This is a genomic window from Halovenus carboxidivorans (assembly GCF_009831575.1).
Lineage (GTDB): Archaea > Halobacteriota > Halobacteria > Halobacteriales > Haloarculaceae > Halovenus > Halovenus carboxidivorans.
Genome location: NZ_WUUT01000003.1, coordinates 51,049 through 73,866, shown reverse-complemented (window position 1 = coordinate 73,866; position 22,818 = coordinate 51,049). Strand labels below are relative to the sequence as shown.

Here is a 22,818-nt window from a genome sequence, read left to right as displayed (position 1 = left end):
GCTACCGCACACGCACGTAAGAAACTACTGTTAGACCGTCCGCTCGTAGCGCTGTTTGAGCCCCGTGACCGCCCGATCGATCGGGAGTCGGAAGCCGAACCGTTCGGTGAGCAGTGCGACCGGCAACAGCAGGATGCCGGCCATGAGAGTGAGCTGGTACGCGACGAGCAGTGTGAATCGGTGGAGTCGTTCCATCGTCCTCACTCACCTCTCCGCCGACGAACGTATATAAATCTTCGGCCGGCGACGAGCCGATCAACCCCGCCTACGTCTTGCGGTTTTCCCCTTTCAAGATTATTAATTATTATATATAACGAAGTCGGCCGGAGTACCGCGTAATCGAGGAGTACGACAGCCGGGACATGGCCATAAGTTATAGCGATAATTCGGAAAGGGTGCGCCGTGAACGGCGGTCGTACGAAATCAAAAAAGACGAGTATGGCCAGCGTCACGGTGTAAATATGAACTACCGCGTCTGGTTGGAAGCCGCTTGGTTGGTACACGATGTCGATAACGTCGACGACGCAATCGGTGTCGCAGTGAGTGAAGCGGGGAAACGACTCAACGAAGAGGACATGGACTACGTCGAGGTCGAGGTCGGACTGACGGACTGTCCGGCCTGTGGAGAGCCGTTCGATTCGGCGTTTATCGCCGCCGATACGTCGCTCGTCGGCCTCCAACTCGAGATGAAGGTGTTCAACGCGGAGAGTGTCGAACACGCGAAACGGATCGCGAAAAGCGATATCGGGGGGGCGCTCCGGGACGTACCGCTGAAAATCGTCGCGACCGAGGAGTTCGAGGACGACAGAGCCGACGCCGAGGCGGAGTAACTGCCGCTCCCGGAGCTTTTTTGTATTACTTCAGGTTATTGTTCGTATGGACTTACCGACACCGGAGGATCTCCGGGAGCGGCGAAACGAGTTGGGGCTGACCCAGAGCGACCTCGCCGAGCGGGCGGACGTCTCTCAGCCGCTGATCGCTCGGATCGAAGGCGGCGATGTCGATCCGCGGCTCTCGACGCTGCGCCGGATCGTCAACGCCTTACAGGAGGCCGAGGGCGGACTGCTCCACGCGGCGGAGCTGATGCACTCGCCGGTCGTCAGCGTCGAACCAGACGCGAGCGTCCGCGAGACGACGGAGCTGATGGACGAGAAGGGCTACTCACAGCTCCCGGTGATCAGAGACGGCGCGCCGCTCGGGCTCATCAGCATGTCGAGCATCCGCCAGCAGTCCGAGGAGAACGTCGGTGAACTGCCCGTCGCCGAGGTCATGAACGAGTCGACGACGACCGTCGAACCGGACGACACCATCGCCGACATCGAGAGTTCGCTCGATCACAACGACGCCGTCCTCGTCAAGGAGGACAGCGAAATCGTCGGGATCATCACCGAAGCAGATATCGCACGCAAGAAATCCGAAGCCGACACCGACGAGTAACGAGGCGGCCGTCGCAGGGAGGGGATCACTCCAGCACGGGAAGGGAGAACTCGCGTTCGCTGACGGTGTCGTCGGGGGTCCGAGCCAGCGCCGACAGTCCGTCCGGTGTCTCGACGACGACCGCTTCGCCGCCGTCGCTCCGTCTATTCCCTCTGATAACATTTTCACAGACGACGTTCCCGCGTCGAACCGGACGGGTCTGACGGGTGTGCCCGACGACCTGGGGCGGAGCGTCGGCCGGCATGTGCTCGAAGTCGAGCCACGCGATGCCGGCGTTCGGCCCGCGGCCAGTTCCGCCGTCGACGCCGTAGACCGCCGGATACTCGACGACGAGTTCGCGCTGGCGGTCGGGGTCGTCCGTCTGTCCGATCCCCTCGGCGAGGTATGTCGCCCCGGCCCGAAGCTCCTCGTTGAGGGCGGGCGTCTCGTACGGCTCCGGCTGCCCGGCGTGGGCGTAGGTCACGTTGTAGCCGTCGTACGCGGCGACGACGTGGCCATCCTCGATTGCCCGGGCGAACTCCCGGCGCTGGTCGTCGGTTCGGGACATCGAGTACCAGTCACCCCACTCGAAGAAATCGGGCGTCAGCATCCCCATCTCGTGGTTGCCGAGGGTGACGCGGACGTGACCGGGCGGAGCCTGTTCCGCGAGTCGTTCGACCGTCTCCAGCACCTTGTCGCTGTGGGCGCCACGGTCGATCAGGTCGCCGTTGACGACGAGGACGTACTCGTCGCCGCCGACCCACTCGAGCCGTCGGAGCCGGCCGGTCTCGACGATGGGATCGTACTCGGGGTGGTCCGACAGCGTGAGCAGGGCGCTGCGTCCCTCCCGGATGAAGCCGTGGATATCGCTCACGCTGACGATTGTCGGCTCCTCCGCCGGCAGTCCCCGGACGCCGTGCCTGGCCGGCCCCTCGACCGGCTGTAACTCTGCTCCGTGGATCACGATGGAGTCGCTCGGCTGGCGGTTCGGCTCCCGCCTACATAAGCACCGCTATCGCGGCCGAAACGACGGTTATTCGTTGTCACGATCCTCAGTAACGGAACCGACCTCGGTGGGAGGATTATCGACGGATCCTCCCTCCGCGTCGGATCCGGTCGCCGTACCGTCGTCGTCGGGCTCCGACTGCACCCCGGAGCCCTCGCTGTCACGCTCGCCTCCCTGTTCATCTCCCGCCGTGTCGCCGCCCTCCGTCGCGTCACTGTCCTCTGGCGCGTCCTCGTCCCCCGCGTGGTCGGCGTTGGGATCGGAGGAGCCGGAGTCCAGACTGAACGCCTCGATACGCGGGGCGTTCTCGATGCCCGCGAGGACGACGAGGACATCGAGCGTGTCGGCTCCCGAGACCGGACAGTCACCGCTTCGGAGCTGTTCGATCCCCGTCCGGTCGGCGAACCACTCCCGGCCCTTCGAGATGGCGTCGCCGCGGAGCCACTCCGGCGGACCGCGGAAGACGAGCAGTCCGCGCGTGGCCCCGCTCCGCGGCGACTCGAAGGTCAGCGTCCCTCTCGTCGCCCACGAAAGTGTTCGCTGCACTGCCCGCCCGCGTTCCACCTCGTCGGTGTCGTCACCGAGAACTCGCCGTTTCAGCCCGTCCAGCAGGGAGCTATCGCCGCGCCAGGCCGCGATCGAACGGCTCGCGTACCCCAGCGAGACGAGCCCCCCGCCGTCGAGCGTCCCCATAATATCCCGGGTGTCGACGACGCGCTCACCGACGGCCCCGTCGGTCTCCTGACTGACCGTGAGCAGATGACCGAGACGGTCGACCAGTTCGGCGTTGAGCGTGTCGCTGTGCGCCTCCAGAGACTGCTCCGCGGGGAGCCAGGCGTCGTTGTCGAAGACGATCTGTGCCGTCGCGGCGTCGTTCAGCGCTGTCAGTCCGCGAGCGGTGTTCTCCCGCCCTCGGTCGTCGGTCTCGCTCTCCGAGGGGAGGACCGAAACGGCGTAGACTGGCTGTTCGTACACCCGGTCGAATCCGCCGGCCAGCGCCGGAGCCACCGCCGATCCGGTGCCGCCGGCCAGTCCGGCCGCGACGACGATTGCGTCGACGGTCGTGGGAATCCCGTCCTCGACGGCGCGGCGGATCTCCATGCGCTCCTCATCGACGATATCAGCCGCCAACTTCCGGTCGCCGTCGGTCCCCGCGCCGCCGGTCTCGAACTGTCCGACCGTGTGGCGATTCTCCCTCGGAACTGCACCGAGTGACGCGAGTGTCTCCGTGTCAGTATCGATCGCGTGGACGGCGGTGAGCGGTGCGTCCGTTCCCGTCCCTAGATCCCGAGCGAGCCGGTCGACGATCCGTCCGCCCGCGCCCCCGACTCCGATGGCCGCGACGTGCATACCCGTCGTTGACGACCGCAGTATAAAAGTCCCGGCGGGGGCTCACAGCGACAGTCCGCGAATCTCGACGCTGTTGCCCTCCGCGACGTGGCCGATGACGCGGCCGTCGGTCTCGGCGGCGAGCGCCTCGGCGTCGGCCTCGGGGAGTGCGGCGACGAAGCCGGTCCCCATGTTGAACGTCCGGTGCATCTCTTCGTCGTCGACGTTGCCCGCCGACTGGACGAACTCGAAGACGGGTTGTGCCTCGAAGGGGTCCGTGATCTCGTACCGGTGCTCGCCGAGTCGGGTGAGGTTCGCCCACCCGCCGCCGGTGATGTGTGCCGCGCCGCTGATTGCGGCCTCCCGGAGCGGCCCGAGGAGGTGAGTGTACAGCCGGGTCGGTTCGAGCAGTTCCTCGCCGATGGAGCGGTCGGGGTCCGGCGGGAACGGGTCGGTGTACTCGTGCTCGCGCGTGACCGCCTCTCGCGCCAGGGTCAGTCCGTTGGAGTGGATCCCGCTGGAGGGCCAGCCGACCAGCGCCTCGCCCGGTTCGGCTTCGCCGGCGAAGATGCCGTCTTTCGGCGCCAGTCCCGCACAGGCCCCGGCGATGTCGAACCCCTTTATGACGTCGGGCAGGACCGCGGTTTCGCCGCCGACCAGCGCCACCCCGGCCTCCTCCGCGCCGCGGCGCAGTCCCTCACCGATGGCTTCGGCCATCTCGTCGTCGGGCTCCTCGACGGCCAGATAATCGACGAACGCGACCGGTTCGACGCCCTGTGCGACCAGGTCGTTGACGTTCATCGCCAGGCAGTCGATGCCGATCGTCGAGTAGTCGTCGATTGCCTCGGCGACGAGCAGTTTCGTCCCGACGCCGTCGGTCGCCAGGGCGAGATACTGCTCGCCCAGGTCGACCAGCCCCGCGTAGTCGCCCTCGAACTCGCCTGCGGCGTTGACGAGCGCGGCGGTCGCGGCCTCGCTCGCGTCGATATCGACTCCCGCCTCGGCGTAGGTGAGTCCCTCCTCGGAGTCCTCTGTCATATCTCCGCGAGCGCGGCCGAGCGGCAAAAATCCGTCGTTGTCTCGGAGGAACCGCCACAGTTTAGTGACACTGGTAGAACATAATGGCGTATGGCATCTGCCGGAACACGTGCCGGCGTCCTCGCGCTTGCGGGCGTCTTTGGGTCTGGGTTCGTCCTGCAGATCGTCGACTCGACGGTCGGTCTGCCCGACGGCTGGACGTCGGTTGCCACGTTCGTGTTGCTCGCCGGGTTCGGGTTCGTCCTCCCACAGCTGTATCTGCTTCGTGTCGACGATACTGTCCCGGCTTCGTACCGACGCGGCTTTCTGCTCGTCGTCGTCGTCCTCTTCGGGGCGGCTGCTGCGGACACAGCCTCACCGCCGGCGGCGACGGTCACCCGGTCGCTGGTCGGGCTGGCAGTCGCCGCTATCCTCCTCGCAGAGGCCCGAAAGGGCTACCGGAGTGTGGCCGACAGCGGCTCTCCGGAATGAGCGTACCATTTTGTTCGTCCGCCTCCACCCTCCGGTATGCCGTCAGTCTCGGACACCTACATCGAGAACCGCCAGCGGGTCCAGCCGACCCACACCAACAACTACGAGGCCGCCCACGGGGGGAATATCGTCAAGTGGATGGACGAAATCGGAGCGATGTCCGCGATGCGCCACGCCGGCGAGACCTGTGTCACGGCCCGGATCAACGAACTCGACTTCGAGCGCCCGATTCCGCAAGGTGACACCTGTATCGTCGAGGCGTACGCCTACGCCGCCGGCAGGACGAGCGTCAAAGTCCGTCTGCGGGCGTTCCGCGAACAGCCGCGAACCGGCGACCGCGAGCAGACGACCGACTCCTATTTCGTCTTCGTCGCCGTCGACGAGCAGAACAAGCCGACGCCGGTGCCGGAACTCACCGTCGACTCCGAGCGGTGCCAGAGGCTTCGGCAGGCGGCGCTCGAACACGACCCCGAGGAGTGACCGTCTCGCACTGAGCGCCGCGTTTGACTGAGTCGCCGTCGGGGAGGGTGTCGGACTCGTCGTCGCCGCGGTTCTCGACACCCTGTGTACGCTCGTAGCGGGGGCAGTGTGACGCAGAGACGGACCCGCTTGGAGAGCCACGTCGGGGGCCTGCTGTGGTTCACAGGCCGAAGCCGAAACCGAGGAGGAACCCGACGAGTGAACCGACCGCGGTAACGAGCACGAGCGCGAAGATACCGGTGTCCCACTCGCGGACGGTCTTGCCGTCGAGCGGCCCGAACGGGATCATGTTGAACGCGCCCAAAAAGAGGTTGACCAGCACGCCCATCTGGGAGACCTCCCCGACGAAGCCGCCGAACAGCAGGAACGGGAGGAGAAACACGACAGCCAGCGCCAGGTTCGTCACCGGGCCGGCGACGGCGATGAGACCGTTCTGTCTCGTGGTGATCCGGCCGCGGTGATAGACGGCCCCCGGTGCCGCGAAGAAGATGCCCGCGAGCGCGCCCGCAACCGCCAGCGCGAGCATGCCGTAGTCGGCCCGGAAGGCCGCGACCTGACCGAACTGGACCGCGACGATCTTGTGTGCGAGTTCGTGCAGCAGGAACCCCACGCCGACGGTGAGCATGCTCAACAGGAAAGTCCGCCCGAAGTGTCCGGCGCCGCCGAGCATCCGCTGGATCGTCGCGGGTTCGAGAAACATCGCGAAGGCGAAGCCGAGCGCGACCCACGCCACGGCCAGGTCACGCAGTTCGTCGCGGTAGAACGTGATGCCGTTGAGTCTGAGCATGTCAGGTAACCAGCTCCCAGATCAGTTCGGCGCTGTTTCGCGCCCCTTCGAGCATCTGCTGGCCGAGGCCGGTGATCCCGCCGACATCCGCCGCGAACTGCGGGAGCAACACGGTCGCGAACAGCACCGAGGCGACGAAACTACCGATGTTCGTCATCGCGACGACGAGGATCAATCGGAAGGTGGGCACGTCGCGCATCTCCCCGAGCAGTTCCCACAGCGACAGCGACGGGTCGGCGAGCAGGTCGTTGAGCCGACCGATGTCGGCCGGGTTGATGCTCGTGTACCGCAACTCGACGTAGCCGGCGAACCAGCCCGGTGCGAGCAGGGGATTGACGCTGGTGAGCCACGCGACCGCGCCGCCAGCGCCCGCGCTCGTCCAGTGTGCGCCGGCGAGTTTGGCCAGGCCGGCGGCGATGATCCCGTTGACCAGAAACCACGCGATGAAGATGTTGAGCAGGAGGTCACCCTGCACGCCGGCCATCGCCAGCAGGACGAAGAAGAACAGAAAGCCCAGCGTGAAGGCGTAGCCGACTGCCTTGTAGAGGGCACTGCGCCAGCGGCTGGTGGAGGGCTCGCCGACGAGGCTCTCCGGGTCGGGCAACGTGTCGGGATTGGCGAGGTAGTTCTCGATGCCCGCGCGGTGGCCCGCGCCGACGACCGCGACGACGTGATACCCCTGCTCGCGCAGCGAGAGCAGCCGGTGAGCGATGTAGGCGTCCCGTTCGTCGATCAGCGCCTGCGCCCCGCCGGGGGAGAAGCGGCGAAACTCCTTTATCATCGCGGTCACGACGTCGTCGTCCGTCAGCCGCGCCATGTCGAACTCCTCGGCCTCGATGTCACCCGCAGAGCGCGCCAGAAGCGCGCCGATCGGCAGTCCGATAGCGAGTGAGATGCCGGCGACGACCAGCAGGGTATCGAGGATCCCGCCGAGTGAGCCGACGACGCTCCCGAGAACCGGGAGACCGATGCCGTCGCCGAGAGCCGCCGGAACGAGATACGGGCCGCCGAGAGCGCTGGCGGCGATACCGCCGAGCAGACCGAAAAAGAAGCCGATCGACCAGCCGGCTGTCCACGGCCCCAGCGTCTCGACCAGTAAGGCGGCGACGATGGCCAGTTTCTCGCGAAAGCGCATCCCCGACCAGAGCCGCTGGACGGTCACCTGAATGTCCCGGTCGACCAGCGCGACGGCGCTGCCCCGGGCCTCGGCGGCCTCGACGGCGGCCATCATGTCCGCCCCGGGTTCGACGTCGAACTCGTCGCCCAGCCGCGCCTGGACGTACGAGAGCAGCCAGTAGGCCAGAAACTGGTACATCGTGCGACCGGAGATGAGGTCTCTCCCGTCGATGTCGTCCGGTTCCTCGCCCTTGAGTCGCTCGTAGCGGGTCCGGTCGAGTTCGACCGCGACCACGTCGGGCTGTTCGCGCTCGATGGTCTCCTCGACCTCGCGCACGCTGTCCTCGGAGACGTGGGCGGTGCCGACGACGGTGACCGAGCCCTCGGCGGCGGCGCCGCCAGCAGTGTCGGGGTCTAGGACCTCTCCGTCGTCGCTCATTTCTCTCGCCTATCGGTCCCCGGCTTACAAGCGTTTCGAGTGTCAGTTCGAGGTAGTCGTCCGCGGGAAGGGACGGTCCCCAGACCGGAAACACTGTTGAGGGTTTATATATCGGGACTGTTTGCATGCAACTGTGAGTACGCTGGTTGTCTGTCTCTACCGCGGGCCAGCCCTCTCGGAGTCGTCCCCGCCGTACGTGGGCCGGGAGGCGGTCGAACGGCTCGTCACCTCTGCCGGCATCGAAGACCCGGAGGACAGCCGCGTCAACTGCCTGCTCGAAGGGCTCCGGGTGGCCCGCGACCTCGACGAGTCGACCGTCGCGGTGGTGACGGCGGCGACCGACAGCGTCGCCGGTGACAGGGAGATTGCGGGACAGATCGACCAGCTCGTGACGGAGTACGACCCCGAGTCGGCGGTGGTCGTCGTCGACAGCGCCGAGGACGAGCGGCTGGTCCCGCTGGTCGAGAGTCGCGTGCCCGTCGACGCCGTCGACCGGGTGGTGGTCCGGCAGGCCAGAGATATCGAGTCGACGTACTACCTGCTCAAGCAGTTTCTCGGCGACGAGGAGCTACGGAAGACGGTGCTCGTTCCGGTCGGGATCGCACTGCTGGTCTTTCCGGCGCTGCTCGCGGTCTTCCAGAGTCCGGCGCTGTCGCTGGGCTCTATCGCCGCCGTCCTCGGTGTCTTTCTCCTGTACAAGGGCCTTCGAATCGACGACCTGCTGGCGACGCTCTCCGAGCGGATCCGCGACTCGCTGTACTCCGGACAGGTCTCGCTCGTCACCTACGTCGTCGGGGCGGGGCTGGCTCTCGCCGGCGCGTTCGTCGGGGCGCTCGGGGTGAGTGCACTCGGCACCGACACCGGAGAGCTGATCCTCGCGACGCGGTTCGTCCACGACGCGATTCCGTGGCTGACCGGGGCCGCACTGATCGCCAGCGCCGGCCGCCTCCTCGACGAGGTGATCCGAAACGACGAACTCGGGACCGCCTACGTCAACCTCCCCTTCGTCGCCGTAGCCGTCGGCCTGGCCGTGCGCGGCTTCTCGGCGTACTTCCTGCGGCTGGCGGATGTCTCTCCGCCCGTGACCGTCCCCGAAATCGCAATCGGATCGACAGAGATCGAGGCGTTCTCGCTGGCGCCCGGCACGCATCTCGCGGTGTTCATCCTCGGCAGTATCGTCGTCAGTCTCGTCGGCGTCCGCGTCGCTGCCTACCTCAGCAGCGCCGACTACGAGGGCCAGTTCGGCGAGGGCGCTTAGGCCGCGCCGTCGGGTAACCGCTCGTCGGCGGCGTCCAGCGGCTTCGCGACCACCCCCTCCTTCTGACTCTCGACGCGGGCGTGGCCGGCACAGACCACGCGGTCGTCGCCCCACGGAACGTGGAGCCGGAAGGCGGCCTCGCTCGAACAGCCGTCCTCGGAGCAGTCCATGCCGGGTGTTCGCAACCACCAGTCATAAATGCCGGGCTACAACAGGACGACCAGCGCCATCGCGACCAGAAGCGTGCTCGTCACGAGCAGTTGGACCAGCGTCGAGCCAATCGTCGCGAGGACGACGGCCGTGGCGGCGGTCGCGCCGGCTTTCGCGTCGCGCTGGCGGCGGTATTCGAGGACGAAGACGGTGGTTGCGGAGCCGAGGAGCATCCCGACCGGGCCGAGCGCGAAAAAGCAGACGAACCCGACCAGCCCCGCCGCGGTCGCCGACCAGCCCGAGGCCCCGCCGAGTCGCGCCGCGATCACGTCCTCGAAGAGCCCGCCGACGACCGTCAGCAGGACGAGAGCCGTCACGACCGCGACCAGCAGCGTCGAGGGAGCGGTGAACCCGCTCGCCCACCAGTAGGTGTAGACGCCGGCAAGCGAGAGCAACGGACCCGGGAGAGTCGGGAGTAGACTCCCGACGACCCCGGCGACCAACAGCCCGAAGGCGAGCAGTGTGAACGCGAGCATGGCTCAGGCGCGGTCCTCGCCGTACAGGTCGACGAGACGGCCGATGATTTCCCCCATCGTTCGTTTACACGACGCCTCGGAGTGAAAACCTACTGCCTCGCTGGCCCGCTCCCAGGACTGGCCCTGGACGCCTTTCCGGACGAGTAGCTCCCGCTGGTCGGCGTCGAACGGCTCCTCGGTCGGATCGACGAGGTGTCGGAAACAGAGCCGCTGCGGGCCGCGAGGCGCGGTCTCGAAGATCGCCCGCCCGGTCGCCGTATCGGCGGCGTGTCGCCACTCCGCGTCGCTGAGGTCGAGGGCGGGCGTCGCGCGAGCGGTTCGACAGGCCGCCCGGACGACCGCCGGATCGGCGTCCGACAGCGACTCGCGGATCGCCGCCGGAGCGCGCCGACAGAACCACTCGCTGTGGCGGTCGAACAGCGCCTCTCCGGCCGGCGAGAGCGGATCGAGCATGAGAACGGAGTGTTCGCCGCTGCGGTCGTTGCGGGTCGTCGAGAGATGGACGGTCCCGAACCCGTTGTCGGCCCAGACCCCCGCCAGCCCCGGGGTGACGCCGTAGGAGACGCCCAGATAATCGAGGTCGGCCGCGCGGGCAGCCGCCCGGACGTGATCGAGCAGCGCGGAGCCGAGCCCGCGCGACCGGACGGCCTCGTGGGTCGCGATCCGCATCACCCGCCAGCCGACCGGCTCACCCGCCCGCCGGTCCCGGAGTTGACTCGTCAGCACGTCCGGGACGAGGTTGCCGCGGACCCGTTCGCCGTCGTGGACGCGCTCGCGAAGCTCCGCAGAGAAGCCCCCCTCGCGAGCACACAGCGCGACCGCCGCGACGTGGCCGTCCTCGAACAGGCAGTGGACGGAGACGTTCGGCGCGTCGAGCAATCGCGCGAGGTCGTTCGGATCCGTTCGGTAGTGTGCGGCGACGAGCAGGCCGAAGACCTCCCGGAGGAGGTGCTCGTCCGCACCGAGTTCTGCGCCGGAGAGACGCCGGTAGCGCACCGACTCCGGCGTCGCTGCGTCGACGAGTTGGTCGGCGGCCGGCGCGGCGTCGAGCGCGAGGGCGCGAAAGGACCAGACCTCGATGGGATCGGCCGGGGCGTATCTGATCGGCTTCGCGAGCGAACACTCGGACACGTCGTGGTCGCTGTCAGCCAGGCGGTCCCGGAACCGGATCGAGAACCCCCGACCGGCCCCCTCGTAGCCGTGGATGGTCGTCGTGAACGCGACCGACGGCGCTTCGAGCAGGGATTCGAGCAGGCGAACGGGCAGCGCCGCCGCCTCGTCGACGAAGACGACACCGGGCGACCCGGGCAGGTCGGCGGCCGCCGCCGGCCGTTCGTACCGGATGCGTCCCGACCCGGTCGACGGCGAGAGGTCGGCGGCGTCCGAGACGCCGCCGAGCGTGTCTAACAGCTCTTCCGCGCGGTCGAACAACGCACCGGCGCTCTGTCGCGTCGGCGCGGTGACGAGCACGTCCGTGCCGTCGTGTGCAAGTGCACCCGCCGCGAGGCCGGCGGCGCTCGATTTTCCGCGGCCCCGGTTCGACTCGACGACGACAGCGGTCCCGGGTTCGCGAAGGGATTCGAGCGCGGAGACGGCGGCCGCCTGATCCGCCGTCCGGCAGGCCGCGAAGGCCGCGCGGGGGAACTGCGAGTCGTCGGGCGGCGTCGGCGTCGGATCGGGTAGCCGTGGCGGGGCCTCGAAGCGGCCGTCGACTTCGATCTCGCCGGTGTCCGCGTCGACGACCACGATGCCGCGGTGCTCGCGAAGCGTCTCCACGAGCCGCGTTCGGAAGGTCGAGCCGACGGCATCGACCTCGAAGGGGGGGACGGCAAGCGACCGGTCGAAGCCGTCGCGGCGGTCGGGCCACTCCGCGAGCGGCGGGGCGAGGAGGACGAGGAGGCCGCCGCCGGAGACGACGCCGAGTAGCTTCCCGAGCGTGTTGGGCTCGCACCGCTCATGACAGTCGATGACGACGGCCTCGCGGCTCTGCCCGAGCAGGCGGTCGGCCTCGTGACGGGCTACCGACTCGCAGTGGAACTCTCCGGCCGGACCGACGTAGGTCGTCTCGCCCGGACCGACGTCGGTCGCGTCGAGGGCGGCCCGCGCCCGCTCGCGACAGCTCTCCGCCTCGCCGGTGACGACCAGCAGCCGGCGCTGGTCGGATCGGCGGGCCTGGGCGCGCAGGCGAGCGGCAAGCTCCATACCGGAGGTTGACGGCGGCGGCATTGAGCGTTCGGGTCGACAACTGCCAGTTGAGTTAAGAGCCTCCATCTGTATGGGGAGGGTATGACAGAGTTGATCACGTTCGGGGAGACGCCGTTGCGGCTGTCACCGACGGGTGACCAGCGGCTGGAGCAGGCCCGGGAGGCGACGATCCACGCCGACGGCACGGCCAGCAACGTCGCGGTCGCGGCCGACGAACTCGGGGCGGAGACGCTGTGGCTCTCGAAACTCCCGGAGTCGCCGCTCGGACGGCGGGTGCAGTCACAGATCGAAGAGCAGGGCGTCGAGACGGCGGTGGCCTGGAGCGAGGACCCCGCCCACAGACAGGGGCTGCTCTTCCGGGAAGGCGCGGCCGCCCCGCGGGGGAGCAAACAGTGGCACGACCGCGGGAACACCGCCGCCGCGACGGCGACACCGGCGGAGTTTCCGATGGATCGGGTCCAGGAGACGGAGATCATCTTCGCGGGCCTCGGGACGGCGGTGCTCTCACAGGAGGCCGCGGAGACGACGGGGGCGCTGTTGCGGGCCGCCGGGGGAAGCGGCGCGATGACCGCCGTCGATCTGGACTACAGCCAGGGACTCGCACCGCCGGACACCTACAGCGGCGTCCTGGAGACGCTGGCAGCGGACATCGACGTGCTGTTCGCCGAGGAGGAGTCGGCGCGGGAGGCGCTGGATCGCAGCGGCGGCCCGCGGGAACTCGCCAACACTATCGCCGCCGAGTACGACCTCGAAATCATCGTGATCCGTCGGTCGGACCGCGGGGCGGTCGCGCTCCGTGACTCCCCCGGCACCAACATCATCCACGAGCGCGAGACAGTCGAGACCGAGACCGTCGACCCGACCGGCGAGATGGGGGCGTTCGTCGGGGCTTTCCTCGAGCGACTCATCGACGGGTCGGACACCGCCCGGTCGCTCAGCTACGCCGTCGCGGCGGCCACGCTCAGCCGAACGGTCCCCGGTCCGTTCCTGACGACGACCGCCGGCGAACTCGACCCGATTGCCGAGACTGTCGTCGACAAATCGAGGTAGGGTGTGCGGTCGGTGGCCGGTAGGCATTTAAGAAGTGTTGCCGATGATCTACATATGTTCCGAACGAGGGCGTTGGTCTCCGCGCTCGCGGTCGTCGTGGTCCTTTTCGGGGCCGCCGGCGCCGTGAGCGCCGAGAATACGGACCCCGGCACGGAGACCACCGAGTCTGCGGCTGTCGCACAGCAGGACCTCGTCGAAGTCGAGGTCGTCGTCGAAGACCGCTCTGGCAGGACCCTCTCCGATATCGAGGTGGTCGCGGAGTGGGACAACGGCACCAGCACCGACACGACGACCTCGAGCGGACGGGTGTTACTCGACGTACCGAGGGACACCGAGGTCGAGTTCACCGTGAACGATACCGACGGCGAGTTCGTCAGAAACAGACAGCCAGTGACCCGGACCGCGAGCGAGATCGACGGGGTCTTGCGGATCGAGATGGCCCCACGCGGCCAGGCCCAGTTCTCCGTCGTCGACAGCGAGGGGATGCCGGTCAACGACGCCCGGATACGGCTGTTCCAGGGACAGAACACCGTCGTCGATGTCGCTTTCACCGGACCCGACGGGACGGCCGAGATCTCGGGCGTGGAACAGCGCAACTACACCGTCGATGTCCTCCGGTCGGGATTTATCACCGCGGAGGAATCTGTCAACGTAAACAGTAGTTCGGTCTCGGAGACGATCGAACTCGAACGGAGCCGTGTCAACGTCGAGTTTGCCGTCTTCGACGATTACTTCCAGGAGCCACGACCCCTCGAAGGGGCACAGATTACGATCAACAGCGACGAGAGTACGAGACAGATACAGACCGAAGAGAACGGCCGAACGGAGGGCATCCTGCGGGTCAACACCCAGTACGAAGTCTCCGTCTCCCTCGACGGATATCTCAACACCTCCGAAACGCTGAATCTCGGGGAGGAACCGGCCTCGCTCACACTCACCACACAGCGGGTTCCGTCGATCAGCATCAACCAACTGCAGGATGCGATTGTCGTCGGACAGCCGACGCAGGTGACGATCACGAACGCGTACGGTGACCCCGTGGAGGGGGTGACGGTCGGACTGAACGGGGAGACAGTTGGCGAGACGAACGGGCAGGGACAGGTCGTATTCAACATCACCCAGGCCGGCGAGAACACGATCACCGCCTCGTACCGCGGACTCACAGATTCGGTGACGCTCCAGGGCGTCGACGCCAACCAGGGGGACGGCACCGACGGCGAGGACGGCACGGACGGGGAGGATGGCACGGACGGTGAAGACGGTACAGATGGTGAAGATGGCACCGACGGCGACGGCACGGACGGCACCGACAGCGACGGTGCGGACGGCACCGACGGTAACGGTTCGGAGGGGGGCGATGCAATCGGTCCCGGCTTCGGGCTGTTCGCGGCGCTGGGTGCGCTGATCGCGGTGGCGTTGCTCGGCGTCCGTCGGCGGTCGGCGTAGAACGCGCTTCTTAACTCTCCAGCCGTCCTGCATCGAAGTATGACTATCCTTCCGTCCGTTCACGAGGGCCACGAGGCGACGTTCGTCGAGCGCGGCGGCCGGCGCGTCGTCGCGGAGTACGGCCGTCCGGCCAGGACCCACCGAGCGGTCCGTAACGTCGTCGGCGTCATCGAGCACGCCTACGACGTGGTCGTCGTCACCGGCGACGACCGCGTCGAGTACGTCGACAACGCCGTCTCGAACCAGGTTCCGAGCGAGGAGGAACGCGGCGTCTACGCCCTGCTGTTGAACCCCCAGGGGCGGATCCGGACCGAGATGTACGTCTACAACGCCGGCGAACGCCTGCTCGTCGTACTACCGCCGGGGAAGGGACCGGAAATCGCCAGCGAGTGGCAGGAGAAGACGTTCATCCAGGACGTGGACATAGAGGACGCGACCGAGGAGTTCGCCGTCTTCGGCGTCCACGGCGCGAAAGCGACGGAGAAGATTGCGAGCGTCTGCAACGTCCAGACGCCCGACGAGCAGTTGACCTTCGTCCGGGGGTCGATGGGCGACGCCGGCGTGACCGTCGTCCGGACGGACGGGCTCACCGGAGAGGAGGGCTACGAGGTGATCTGTCGGGCCGAAGACGCCCGAGACGTTTTCGACACGCTGGAAAACCGGGGACTGAACGCCGCGCCCTTCGGCTACCAGACCTGGGAGTCGCTCACGCTCGAAGCCGGGACGCCGCTGTTCGAGACAGAACTGGAAGACGAGGTGCCGAACAACCTCGGTCTCCGCAACGCCGTCGACTTCGAGAAGGGCTGTTTCGTCGGCCAGGAGGTCGTCTCTCGGGTCGAAAACCGCGGCCAGGCGACGAAGCGACTGGTCGGGCTGACGACCGACGCCGTCCCCGAGGCCGGTGCGACCGTCTTCGCCGGCGACGAGACCGCCGGAGAGGTCACGCGGGCGTGCGAGAGCCCGATGCTCGATACGCCCGCCGCGCTCGCGCTACTGGACCGAGACGTTGCGGCGTCGATTGGCGAGGCGAACCTGACCGTTCGGATCGACGGTGAGGAGTCGCCCGCCGAGGGACAGCACCTGCCGTTCGTCGACGGGTCGGACCAGTCGGCACGGCTGCCGTCGTACTGAGAGATTTGGTCGGCGCGCGTCTCCAGTCTCGGACGACGTACTCTCTTTGGCAGTATCAATGCAGATAATCCGACGGACGAATATATGAGGGGATAGTGGTGAGCGTTACCTGAGATGTGGCAAGGCGTGTACAGTATGCTCCCCGGGACCGGTGGCAACGACACGAGTGAATCCCAGCGGACGGCCGATACGCGGGAACACGGGACGGACTCAGAGACAGAACCGGATTCATCCGACGGGAACGCCGTCCCACTGAGCGACGGTGGACCGGTGTCGACGGAGGCGGACGATCAGGGTCCGGTTGCGACAGCCGACGAGTCGGACCCGTCCCGTCAGATCGAGGCGTTCCCGAAGAACTTCCATCAGATCCTCCATCTGACCAAAGCCCCCATGTTCGTGACCGACGCCGAGGGGAACGCGCTGGTCTGGAACGAGGGGATGGAGGAACTGACCGGCAGCGACGAGGACCAGGCCAAGGCCGCGGACCAACTCAGCACGGTCTGGTATCACGACGGACGCCGCGCGAAGACGCTTGCGGACAAAATCATCGACACGCACGGCGGATCAGAGACCGATCCGACGCCGACGCACGTCGCCTACGACGTCGAACGCGTCGACTGGGTCGATTTCGAGCTGTACCAGGACGAGTCGACGTTCGACGACGCCGACGGAAACACCCGCTACATCCGGTTCAGTGCCGCGCCGCTGTACGAAGACGAGGAGTTCGTCGGGGTCGTCGAGTACGTCGAGGACCGGACCGAAGACGTGCGCAAGCAGCAGGATCTCAAGACGCTCGTCGACGAACTGACCGAGACGCTCGCGACCGTCGAGGAGGGTGATCTCACCGCTCGGGCGACGGATCTCTCGCTCGAACACGTCGAAGACGACGTGACGGGAGTGGTCGAGACGCTGAACGGCACTCTGGCGGAACTGGAGGAGATCGTCAGCGAGATCGCCGACGACAGCCAGCGGCTCCGGTCGTCGACGGAGAACATCGCGGCCCGAGCGGACTCGATTTCGGGTGCCGCCGATCAGCAGGCGTCGTCGCTACAGGAGGTGTCGAACGAGATCAACAACATGAGCGCGTCCGTCGAAGAAATCGCCTCGACGGCGGATTCCGTGAGCAACACCGCCGCCGACGCCGTCGAGGAGGCACGCACCGGCAGCGAGGCCGCGAACCACGCCGAGGAGACGATGGGCGAGATTGCCGACGCGACCGACAGCGTCGTCGACGACATCCAAGAACTCCAGAGTCGGGTCGAGGAGATCGACGAGATCGTCGAGATGATCGACAACATCGCCGAACAGACGAACATGCTGGCGCTCAACGCCTCTATCGAGGCCGCGCGGGCGGGCGAGGCCGGCGAGGGATTCGGGGTCGTCGCCGACGAAATCAAACAACTTGCGGGCGAGTCACAGACCCACGCCGACAGGATCGAGGAGATGGTGCAGTCGATCCAGGCGGACACCGACGCGACCGTCAACAGCCTTCGGTCGGTCAACGAACAGATTCACGACGGCAGGGACACCGTCAGTCAGGTCCAGGGCAGTATCGAGGGAGTCACCGCCGCGATCGACGAGACGGCGGACGGGATCGAACAGGTCGCGACGGTGACCGACGATCAGGCGGCCAGCGCCGAGGAAGTCGCCTCGATGATCAACGACACCGTCGAAGCCGCCGAGGAGATCACGGACAACATCAGCGACATCGCCGAGCAGAACGACGAACACGTCGACCTGGCGGACCGCGTCGACGGACATCTCGAACGGCTCACCGGCAGTCGGGACTGACGGCTCTGGCAAAGTAATCGGGAGCAGTCACCGTCTCCGGCTAAAGAAGCTCAGTTCTCGATATCCTGCCACTTGTCCGCGAACATCCGCGGCGCGTCGTTCGTGTTGTACGGGTCGAAGGTTCGCGGCGCGTTGCGGACGGTCAGTGTCGTTCGGTCGGTGCGAATCTCTGCTGCGTTCGGGGTCGATTTTGTGCTCATGATTTGGGTGTGGTGTGTCGGCGAAATAGTCAACGGGCTGATCTGTCGTCTACTGGTGGGCAAGGCAACGTACACGTACCCCGAGCGCGATCATGGTATCACTACATGGACGCCCATCCATAATAAATGTTCATGATGTAATCCCGCCAATGAGAACCGTCCGCACACCCGCTCAGGCGACCGCGAGTTCGATGTCGTACTCCGTCAGATTCTCGTAACCGTCTTCGGTGACGACGAGTAGATCCTCGATCCGGACCCCGCCGACCTCGGGGTCGTACAGGCCCGGTTCGATGGTGATGACGTGGCCGGGTTGCAGCGTCTCGCCGCTCTCGGCGACGCTCGGCATCTCGTGGACATCGAGGCCGAGGCCGTGGCCGGTGCTGTGGATGAAGCCAGTCTCGGTCGTCGGGTCGCTTCGCAGCGTCGGGAGGCCGGCGTCCTCGTACACGTCACAGGCGGCGCCGTGGACCACGTCGGTTTCGACGCCCGGTTCGACGGCCTCGATAGCGGCCTCGCGCGCGCGGTCGGTCAACTCGAACCACTCCCGGAGGGCCTCGCTCGGGTCGCCGTGACAGAAGGTCCGCGTCATGTCGGCGTGGTACCGCGAGCGTTTGTTGCGCGGGAAGATGTCGATGATGATCGGTTCGTCGGTGAGCAACGGACCGCTCCCGCGGTCGTGTGGGTCAGCGGCGTCCGCGCCGCAGGCGACGATGGTCTCGTCCAGCGCACAGCCGTGGCGCAACAGCGTGACTTCGATCTCCTCGGTGACGCGCTCGCTGGTCAACACCGCCCCGTCGAGGACGAGTTCGCCGTCGGCGTTGGTCTCGGCAGCACTGATCAGTTCCTCGGCGCGGGCCATCGCGGCCTCGTTGGCGCGCTGAGCCTCGCGGATGTACTCGATTTCCTCGTCGGTCTTCGTCGCCCGGACCTCGGTCACTGCGCCCGAATCGTCCGCCGTCACCTCGATGCCCTGCTCCCGCAGGCCGTCGGCAGTCTGGAGGGGAAACCGGGGTGGGGTGGCGACCGAGCCGACGCCGTGGCTGTCGAGAAACGCCGCGATGACGCGACTCCGGGCCTCCTGGGGGCCGTACTCCTGGGCCTTCTCGGCGTAGCCGAAATCGGCCCCGCGCTCGACCGTCTCGGCTCGGGCCTCCTTCTTTGCGCGGCCGTACTCCAGACTGCGGGTGAACAGCAGTCGTACGTCGCCGTCGTACAGCGTGACGAACGGGTCGGGGGCGTCGAAGCCGGAGAGGTAGTACTGGTCTGCGTCTTCGGAGTCGGCGTCGACGAGATAGCCGTCGACACCGGCCTCGTCGAGATACTCGTCCAATTGAGTGAGGTCGGGTTCCATACCCGAGCAAGGGAGGGGCCACACTTCAATCTCCCCGCTTTCCGCAGGGGTTCGTGCCGGAGATAACGAAACAGTTCTTTTTGATTTTGTCAGGATGTGCCGTGCAAGATGGAAGGCGAATATGCAGCATCCTTTGATTCTTGAACAGCAAGGGGAATCGAGCGGTCAATACAGGTGAGACAGTGACCGCTGAGGAATACTGTATATCAGGAATATATCAGAAATGCCTTGCAAGATGCAGAGTATCTATTCAGCACAGCGGTACCCGTCGTCGTGAGAGGAGGGGGACTTATCCGATAGGCAGATGAACGGCGTGACATGACTGCGAACGGCGCGTCGCTGATGCAGGCACTGTTTGCAGGTATCGTCTTTGTCGCGCTGGGAATGCTCGCTGTTCGGGGCTTCCCGGTCCCGTTCGCCGGCCTTCTGGTGTCAGTTGGAAGTTTTGTGCTTGTCGGACTTGTCGTAACGATTCTTTATCTACACGTCGTCAAGAGCGTGCCACTCCCCGTCGCCGGATCCGACTAACCCTCCGGCAAAGAGACACTCCCTGTTCATTCAGCCGTGCAAGATATGCGCCGTCCATCTTGCACGGCACGTCTTGATAGAATCCAGAGACGACTGGTGTGCTATCCGCAGTATGTGCCTAAATAGAATGCAATCCAAGCCAGCAACATCGGGTACGACGCGTGCCAACACCCTCTCCTGTACCTATGTACGCCGACTGATTTCAACGGCGGTGTTCAGATAAGGATTGAAGAGTGAGGCGTAGTGTTTTCAAAGTGTCCATGCCCGAAAACACACGCCTCAGCGGTAGTATCGCCCAGTGTGACTTAGATTTTGTGGAGCGAGAAGCAACACCACGACTGTTGATGAAGCTCAGTATTCAACTCCATCTTGCTGGCTTATCATTATCTAATACTGTTTCAATTCTCGAAATATTTGGTGTTCAACGCGCACGATCCACCGTCCATAATTGGGTTCACAAGGCTGATTTACAGCCCACAAATGGACACAATCCGAATCACGTTGCCGTCGACGAGACCGTGATCCAACTCGATGATGAACAATACTGGCTGTACGCTGCCGTCGATCCAGAAACAAACGAATTACTACATACACAGCTTGAGCCGACAACAAATAGCGATCAAAACTACGGTCTGGGGCAAGCCCGTGAGCAACCGGCAAATATGATGCAACCGACGCCAGTACCGGGGATCATATACTGTGAGGCCACCCTCACCCCAATTGCAATTTGAAAACCAGAACGAGAGGAGGGGCGAAACAGTCAGTCGATTCGGGGGGTACCGCCGATCACCGAATCGCTCATTGGGGGACTTCTGGGATGGTATTTTCCCACGTTAGTGCGGTGAGGATGTACACAAAATCGTCGATTCGCTGGTCGAACACGTTCAACGGATGCGAATCAAGAAACGTCGCCGTCTCTCGTTGAACCGTTTCTCCCTGGGTGTCGATTTGGAAGTGGCACTTCCCGAGATCAGTGTGCGTGTCGTCCTGATGCCACCCGACCATGAGTTCTCACTTTCTTCGGTTGTCATAACGACACTGAGGTCAACGAGTCGACTCGGGACCATGCGTGTTAGAACAATCATAATTGGGATGCTGGGGAGAGTTCCGAGCCACGAAACGCGATCAAAGAACAGCGACAACGCAGCTCCGATTTCCAGTCCCCAACTACAAGTACTAACAGCTCGGGAGCCGGCTCGGAATAGAAGGAAGCTCAGGATCAGGTACTCAGGGCTGCCCAGGCTGCCGCCCCCGCACCATCGGCGGCCAACGGTCCACAACGGTACTTGTTTAGCGTGTCAAACAATCATTTATAACCGCTCAGTTTTCTAGTAATTGCGTGAAAATTCCCAAAGCTGAGTTTTTAATATGGGTACCAACTATCATTAGGTGTGCTAACTCAGGTCACCCTTCTTGGTGTTGCTATACTGGTGAGTATGACCATAATTAGCAAATTATATTGGCTAATTGGTGGGGTTGGGGTTATTGTTGGTCTGGCTCTTTCTTCATATGTGAATTTCCACCTATTCAGTCGAGTACTGGTAGATTGAGCCCTCTGCACTGAGTGCTTAGGACGTATTGAATGAAAAATCAATTTGCCTATTCGAGAACTGGACCAAAATATTGCTTGCTGTTGGCTCTCATAGTTAGGATATCAATGGACTCGTTTGATGGCAATCCGTCACGCAGACAAATTCTCAAAACAGCTGTGGCGATTGGCGGTGCGAGTGCACTGAGCGCCTGTCTGAACAATGGCGGCTCTGAGCCAATCCCATCCGGTGATCCAGCCGCCAAGCCACCGCGTCAACACGCTTGGCGTGAGTATATCAGACATGATAAGTACGATAATTCACAGCTCCCAAAGCATCAGATCCTGCTCTATGTCAACTTCGACGAAGAGGGCCGACCGTCTCCCGAAACCCGATCAACACTTGAGGAATCTCTGACTGTATTGGATAGAGGCTACGAGTGGAGTAACGAGGGATTGTTGCATACGATCGCCTACTCGGCGTCGTACTTTGAGCGGTTCGACCAATCACTTCCTGAGCAGGTGACACTCCCACAACCGAGGGCCCTCTCCCCGTTTGAGTCCCCGACATTCGATACCCAAGATGCAGTACTCCACCTCGCAAGCGACCGTGCCGATGTTGTCCTTGAAGCTGAGCAGGCACTCCGTGGCGAACGTGACACGGCAAATGGCGAGTCCGTTGAAGCCCAACTAACCGACGTGGCAACGATTGACTCACGCCGAACCGGGTTCGTTGGCGCTGGACTTCCTGCCGAGCGCCAAGACGCTGAAGGCATCCCCGATTCAAATCCAGTTCCGGAAGACTCACCACTGTTCATGGGATTTGAGGCCGGCTTCAAAGGAAACCAGGCGACTGAAGACTACGTCACAATAGAAGAAGGCCCGTTTTCGGGGGGTACGACGATGGCACTCTCAAATCTCCGCCAGCGTCTTGATGACTGGTACGAAGAACAGTCCTTCGATGAGCGCGTGATGGAGATGTTCAGTCCGGGGCATGCTGAGAACGATCTTGTTGAGGGAATTGGGTCGAACCTGGAAGACAACAGTGGTATTGATGAGTTCGTCGACAACATCGAAGCAGATGCGGAAACGCATGGGCGAGTCGGTCACGCACAGAAGGCCGCCCGCGCGAACCGAGACGCAGAGGGGAATGTAAAGCTCCTCCGTCGCCATTTTGAATCGACCGACGATATCGGGTCTGATCAGAGCGTTGCGAGCCTTCATTTCCCGTCTCTCCAGCGTCGAGTTTCTGATTTTGAGGAGGTTCGTCGTGCGATGAACGGCACGGATTTGACGCAGGTCACGCCGGCGATTCGCCAGCGCGTCAATAATGGCATTCTGGAGTATATTTTCGTTCGCCGTCGTGGATATTTCCTCATTCCACCGCGACGACACCGATCGGTACCGATGCCTCAGCCCGAATCGTCGTCCTAACGACAGCGTTTTATTCGCGATTCGACGGACATACCAAAATTGTCTTTCTCTCTTTGACTAACCACGATACATGGATCGCCGTCGATTTCTTCAGACTGCGTCAGCTTTCACGGTGTCAGCCGCAGTTG

General features: G+C 64.6%; 22 protein-coding genes and 1 pseudogene. 12 read left to right on the top strand and 11 right to left on the bottom strand.

All coding sequences use genetic code 11. The features are described 5' to 3' along the window. Positions 1-30: 30 nt before the first annotated feature. Positions 31-204 carry a hypothetical protein gene (locus GRX03_RS08380; protein ID WP_159763764.1) on the bottom strand — a complete coding sequence of 58 codons (174 nt, stop codon included), beginning with the start codon at positions 202-204 and terminating at the stop codon, positions 31-33. Positions 205-461: 257 nt separating this feature from the next. On the opposite strand from GRX03_RS08380, the gene GRX03_RS08375 reads away from it, so the two are divergent. Both GRX03_RS08375 and GRX03_RS08370 read left to right on the top strand, forming a co-directional pair. Then, positions 462-830 (top strand): DUF555 domain-containing protein, encoded by a 369-nt coding sequence (locus tag GRX03_RS08375; protein ID WP_159763763.1) that lies wholly within the window; start codon positions 462-464, stop codon positions 828-830. 46 nt (positions 831-876) lie between these two features. Beyond that, positions 877-1,437 (top strand): CBS domain-containing protein, encoded by a 561-nt coding sequence (locus GRX03_RS08370; protein WP_159763762.1) that lies wholly within the window; start codon positions 877-879, stop codon positions 1,435-1,437. Between the two features lie 25 nt (positions 1,438-1,462). On the opposite strand, the gene GRX03_RS08365 is transcribed toward GRX03_RS08370, so the two are convergent. From GRX03_RS08365 to purM, 3 genes are all read right to left on the bottom strand, one after another. Continuing rightward, positions 1,463-2,380: a metallophosphoesterase family protein gene (locus GRX03_RS08365; RefSeq protein ID WP_159763761.1), complete on the bottom strand. Its 918-nt coding sequence runs from the start codon at positions 2,378-2,380 to the stop codon at positions 1,463-1,465. A gap of 69 nt (positions 2,381-2,449) precedes the next feature. After that, positions 2,450-3,772 carry a cell division protein gene (locus tag GRX03_RS08360; protein WP_159763760.1) on the bottom strand — a complete coding sequence of 441 codons (1,323 nt, stop codon included), beginning with the start codon at positions 3,770-3,772 and terminating at the stop codon, positions 2,450-2,452. 42 nt (positions 3,773-3,814) lie between these two features. Then, positions 3,815-4,789: a phosphoribosylformylglycinamidine cyclo-ligase gene (purM, locus tag GRX03_RS08355; RefSeq protein ID WP_159763759.1), complete on the bottom strand. Its 975-nt coding sequence runs from the start codon at positions 4,787-4,789 to the stop codon at positions 3,815-3,817. A gap of 90 nt (positions 4,790-4,879) precedes the next feature. On the opposite strand from purM, the gene GRX03_RS08350 reads away from it, so the two are divergent. Beyond that, positions 4,880-5,260 carry a hypothetical protein gene (locus GRX03_RS08350; RefSeq protein WP_159763758.1) on the top strand — a complete coding sequence of 127 codons (381 nt, stop codon included), beginning with the start codon at positions 4,880-4,882 and terminating at the stop codon, positions 5,258-5,260. A gap of 36 nt (positions 5,261-5,296) precedes the next feature. Further along, the gene (locus GRX03_RS08345) at positions 5,297-5,740 is read left to right on the top strand and encodes an acyl-CoA thioesterase (RefSeq protein ID WP_159763757.1); all 444 of its coding nucleotides are present in this window, start codon (positions 5,297-5,299) and stop codon (positions 5,738-5,740) included. 160 nt (positions 5,741-5,900) lie between these two features. Here GRX03_RS08345 and GRX03_RS08340 read toward each other — a convergent pair whose 3' ends face one another. Continuing rightward, positions 5,901-6,527, bottom strand: a complete 627-nt coding sequence (locus tag GRX03_RS08340; RefSeq protein ID WP_159763756.1) for a metalloprotease — start codon at positions 6,525-6,527, stop codon at positions 5,901-5,903. A 1-nt stretch (position 6,528) separates the two neighbouring features. Beyond that, positions 6,529-8,082, bottom strand: coding sequence for a TraB/GumN family protein (locus GRX03_RS08335; protein ID WP_159763755.1), 1,554 nt, complete (start codon positions 8,080-8,082; stop codon positions 6,529-6,531). 133 nt (positions 8,083-8,215) lie between these two features. Between GRX03_RS08335 and GRX03_RS08330 the strand changes: the two genes are divergently transcribed. Continuing rightward, a complete protein-coding gene (locus GRX03_RS08330) occupies positions 8,216-9,340 on the top strand; it encodes a DUF373 family protein (protein WP_368278199.1) in 1,125 nt (374 codons plus the stop codon). On the opposite strand, the gene GRX03_RS16540 is transcribed toward GRX03_RS08330, so the two are convergent. The 3 genes from GRX03_RS16540 to tmcA are packed head-to-tail and all read right to left on the bottom strand — an operon-like array spanning position 9,337 to position 12,228. Next, positions 9,337-9,510, bottom strand: coding sequence for a hypothetical protein (locus tag GRX03_RS16540; RefSeq protein WP_201289206.1), 174 nt, complete (start codon positions 9,508-9,510; stop codon positions 9,337-9,339). The genes GRX03_RS08330 and GRX03_RS16540 overlap by 4 nt on opposite strands. Before the next feature lie 36 nt (positions 9,511-9,546). Then, on the bottom strand, positions 9,547-10,026 hold the full coding sequence (locus GRX03_RS08325) for a DUF456 domain-containing protein (RefSeq protein ID WP_159763753.1): 480 nt from the start codon (positions 10,024-10,026) through the stop codon (positions 9,547-9,549). Positions 10,027-10,029: 3 nt separating this feature from the next. Continuing rightward, the gene (gene tmcA, locus GRX03_RS08320) at positions 10,030-12,228 is read right to left on the bottom strand and encodes a tRNA(Met) cytidine acetyltransferase TmcA (RefSeq protein ID WP_159763752.1); all 2,199 of its coding nucleotides are present in this window, start codon (positions 12,226-12,228) and stop codon (positions 10,030-10,032) included. Between the two features lie 84 nt (positions 12,229-12,312). On the opposite strand from tmcA, the gene GRX03_RS08315 reads away from it, so the two are divergent. The 4 genes from GRX03_RS08315 (at position 12,313) to GRX03_RS08300 (ending at position 17,649) form a co-directional block, all read left to right on the top strand. Further along, complete coding sequence (locus tag GRX03_RS08315; RefSeq protein ID WP_159763751.1) at positions 12,313-13,281, top strand: PfkB family carbohydrate kinase; 969 nt, start codon at positions 12,313-12,315, stop codon at positions 13,279-13,281. A gap of 54 nt (positions 13,282-13,335) precedes the next feature. Then, on the top strand, positions 13,336-14,727 hold the full coding sequence (locus GRX03_RS08310) for a carboxypeptidase-like regulatory domain-containing protein (protein ID WP_159763750.1): 1,392 nt from the start codon (positions 13,336-13,338) through the stop codon (positions 14,725-14,727). Between the two features lie 39 nt (positions 14,728-14,766). After that, positions 14,767-15,858, top strand: coding sequence for a CAF17-like 4Fe-4S cluster assembly/insertion protein YgfZ (gene ygfZ, locus GRX03_RS08305; protein WP_159763749.1), 1,092 nt, complete (start codon positions 14,767-14,769; stop codon positions 15,856-15,858). Between the two features lie 135 nt (positions 15,859-15,993). Then, positions 15,994-17,649: a methyl-accepting chemotaxis protein gene (locus GRX03_RS08300; protein WP_159763748.1), complete on the top strand. Its 1,656-nt coding sequence runs from the start codon at positions 15,994-15,996 to the stop codon at positions 17,647-17,649. Positions 17,650-17,699: 50 nt separating this feature from the next. On the opposite strand, the gene GRX03_RS08295 is transcribed toward GRX03_RS08300, so the two are convergent. Next, positions 17,700-17,849: a hypothetical protein gene (locus tag GRX03_RS08295; protein ID WP_159763747.1), complete on the bottom strand. Its 150-nt coding sequence runs from the start codon at positions 17,847-17,849 to the stop codon at positions 17,700-17,702. Between the two features lie 172 nt (positions 17,850-18,021). Then, on the bottom strand, positions 18,022-19,200 hold the full coding sequence (locus GRX03_RS08290) for a M24 family metallopeptidase (protein ID WP_159763746.1): 1,179 nt from the start codon (positions 19,198-19,200) through the stop codon (positions 18,022-18,024). 318 nt (positions 19,201-19,518) lie between these two features. Between GRX03_RS08290 and GRX03_RS08285 the strand changes: the two genes are divergently transcribed. The 3 genes and pseudogenes from GRX03_RS08285 to GRX03_RS08275 all read left to right on the top strand — a co-directional run bounded on the left by GRX03_RS08285 (position 19,519) and on the right by GRX03_RS08275 (position 22,690). Beyond that, positions 19,519-19,728: a hypothetical protein gene (locus GRX03_RS08285; protein ID WP_159763745.1), complete on the top strand. Its 210-nt coding sequence runs from the start codon at positions 19,519-19,521 to the stop codon at positions 19,726-19,728. Between the two features lie 260 nt (positions 19,729-19,988). Beyond that, positions 19,989-20,339: pseudogene (locus GRX03_RS08280) on the top strand (IS6 family transposase); the annotation flags it as partial. A 1,046-nt stretch (positions 20,340-21,385) separates the two neighbouring features. Then, positions 21,386-22,690 carry a DUF7405 family protein gene (locus tag GRX03_RS08275; RefSeq protein WP_159764160.1) on the top strand — a complete coding sequence of 435 codons (1,305 nt, stop codon included), beginning with the start codon at positions 21,386-21,388 and terminating at the stop codon, positions 22,688-22,690. The last annotated feature ends 128 nt before the right edge of the window (positions 22,691-22,818 follow it).

What these genes read in the sequence shown, in the direction of transcription:
- GRX03_RS08335 (WP_159763755.1), bottom strand. Translation starts at nt 8,082, where the DNA reads ATGAGCGACGACGGAGAGGTCCTAGACCCCGACACTGCTGGCGGCGCC.
- GRX03_RS08375 (WP_159763763.1), top strand. Translation starts at nt 462, where the DNA reads ATGAACTACCGCGTCTGGTTGGAAGCCGCTTGGTTGGTACACGATGTC.
- GRX03_RS08295 (WP_159763747.1), bottom strand. Translation starts at nt 17,849, where the DNA reads ATGAGCACAAAATCGACCCCGAACGCAGCAGAGATTCGCACCGACCGA.
- GRX03_RS08345 (WP_159763757.1), top strand. Translation starts at nt 5,297, where the DNA reads ATGCCGTCAGTCTCGGACACCTACATCGAGAACCGCCAGCGGGTCCAG.
- ygfZ (WP_159763749.1), top strand. Translation starts at nt 14,767, where the DNA reads ATGACTATCCTTCCGTCCGTTCACGAGGGCCACGAGGCGACGTTCGTC.
- purM (WP_159763759.1), bottom strand. Translation starts at nt 4,789, where the DNA reads ATGACAGAGGACTCCGAGGAGGGACTCACCTACGCCGAGGCGGGAGTC.
- GRX03_RS16540 (WP_201289206.1), bottom strand. Translation starts at nt 9,510, where the DNA reads ATGGACTGCTCCGAGGACGGCTGTTCGAGCGAGGCCGCCTTCCGGCTC.
- GRX03_RS08315 (WP_159763751.1), top strand. Translation starts at nt 12,313, where the DNA reads ATGACAGAGTTGATCACGTTCGGGGAGACGCCGTTGCGGCTGTCACCG.
- tmcA (WP_159763752.1), bottom strand. Translation starts at nt 12,228, where the DNA reads ATGGAGCTTGCCGCTCGCCTGCGCGCCCAGGCCCGCCGATCCGACCAG.
- GRX03_RS08340 (WP_159763756.1), bottom strand. Translation starts at nt 6,527, where the DNA reads ATGCTCAGACTCAACGGCATCACGTTCTACCGCGACGAACTGCGTGAC.
- GRX03_RS08290 (WP_159763746.1), bottom strand. Translation starts at nt 19,200, where the DNA reads ATGGAACCCGACCTCACTCAATTGGACGAGTATCTCGACGAGGCCGGT.
- GRX03_RS08300 (WP_159763748.1), top strand. Translation starts at nt 15,994, where the DNA reads ATGCTCCCCGGGACCGGTGGCAACGACACGAGTGAATCCCAGCGGACG.
- GRX03_RS08350 (WP_159763758.1), top strand. Translation starts at nt 4,880, where the DNA reads ATGGCATCTGCCGGAACACGTGCCGGCGTCCTCGCGCTTGCGGGCGTC.
- GRX03_RS08285 (WP_159763745.1), top strand. Translation starts at nt 19,519, where the DNA reads ATGACTGCGAACGGCGCGTCGCTGATGCAGGCACTGTTTGCAGGTATC.
- GRX03_RS08360 (WP_159763760.1), bottom strand. Translation starts at nt 3,772, where the DNA reads ATGCACGTCGCGGCCATCGGAGTCGGGGGCGCGGGCGGACGGATCGTC.
- GRX03_RS08370 (WP_159763762.1), top strand. Translation starts at nt 877, where the DNA reads ATGGACTTACCGACACCGGAGGATCTCCGGGAGCGGCGAAACGAGTTG.
- GRX03_RS08310 (WP_159763750.1), top strand. Translation starts at nt 13,336, where the DNA reads ATGTTCCGAACGAGGGCGTTGGTCTCCGCGCTCGCGGTCGTCGTGGTC.
- GRX03_RS08275 (WP_159764160.1), top strand. Translation starts at nt 21,386, where the DNA reads ATGGACTCGTTTGATGGCAATCCGTCACGCAGACAAATTCTCAAAACA.
- GRX03_RS08325 (WP_159763753.1), bottom strand. Translation starts at nt 10,026, where the DNA reads ATGCTCGCGTTCACACTGCTCGCCTTCGGGCTGTTGGTCGCCGGGGTC.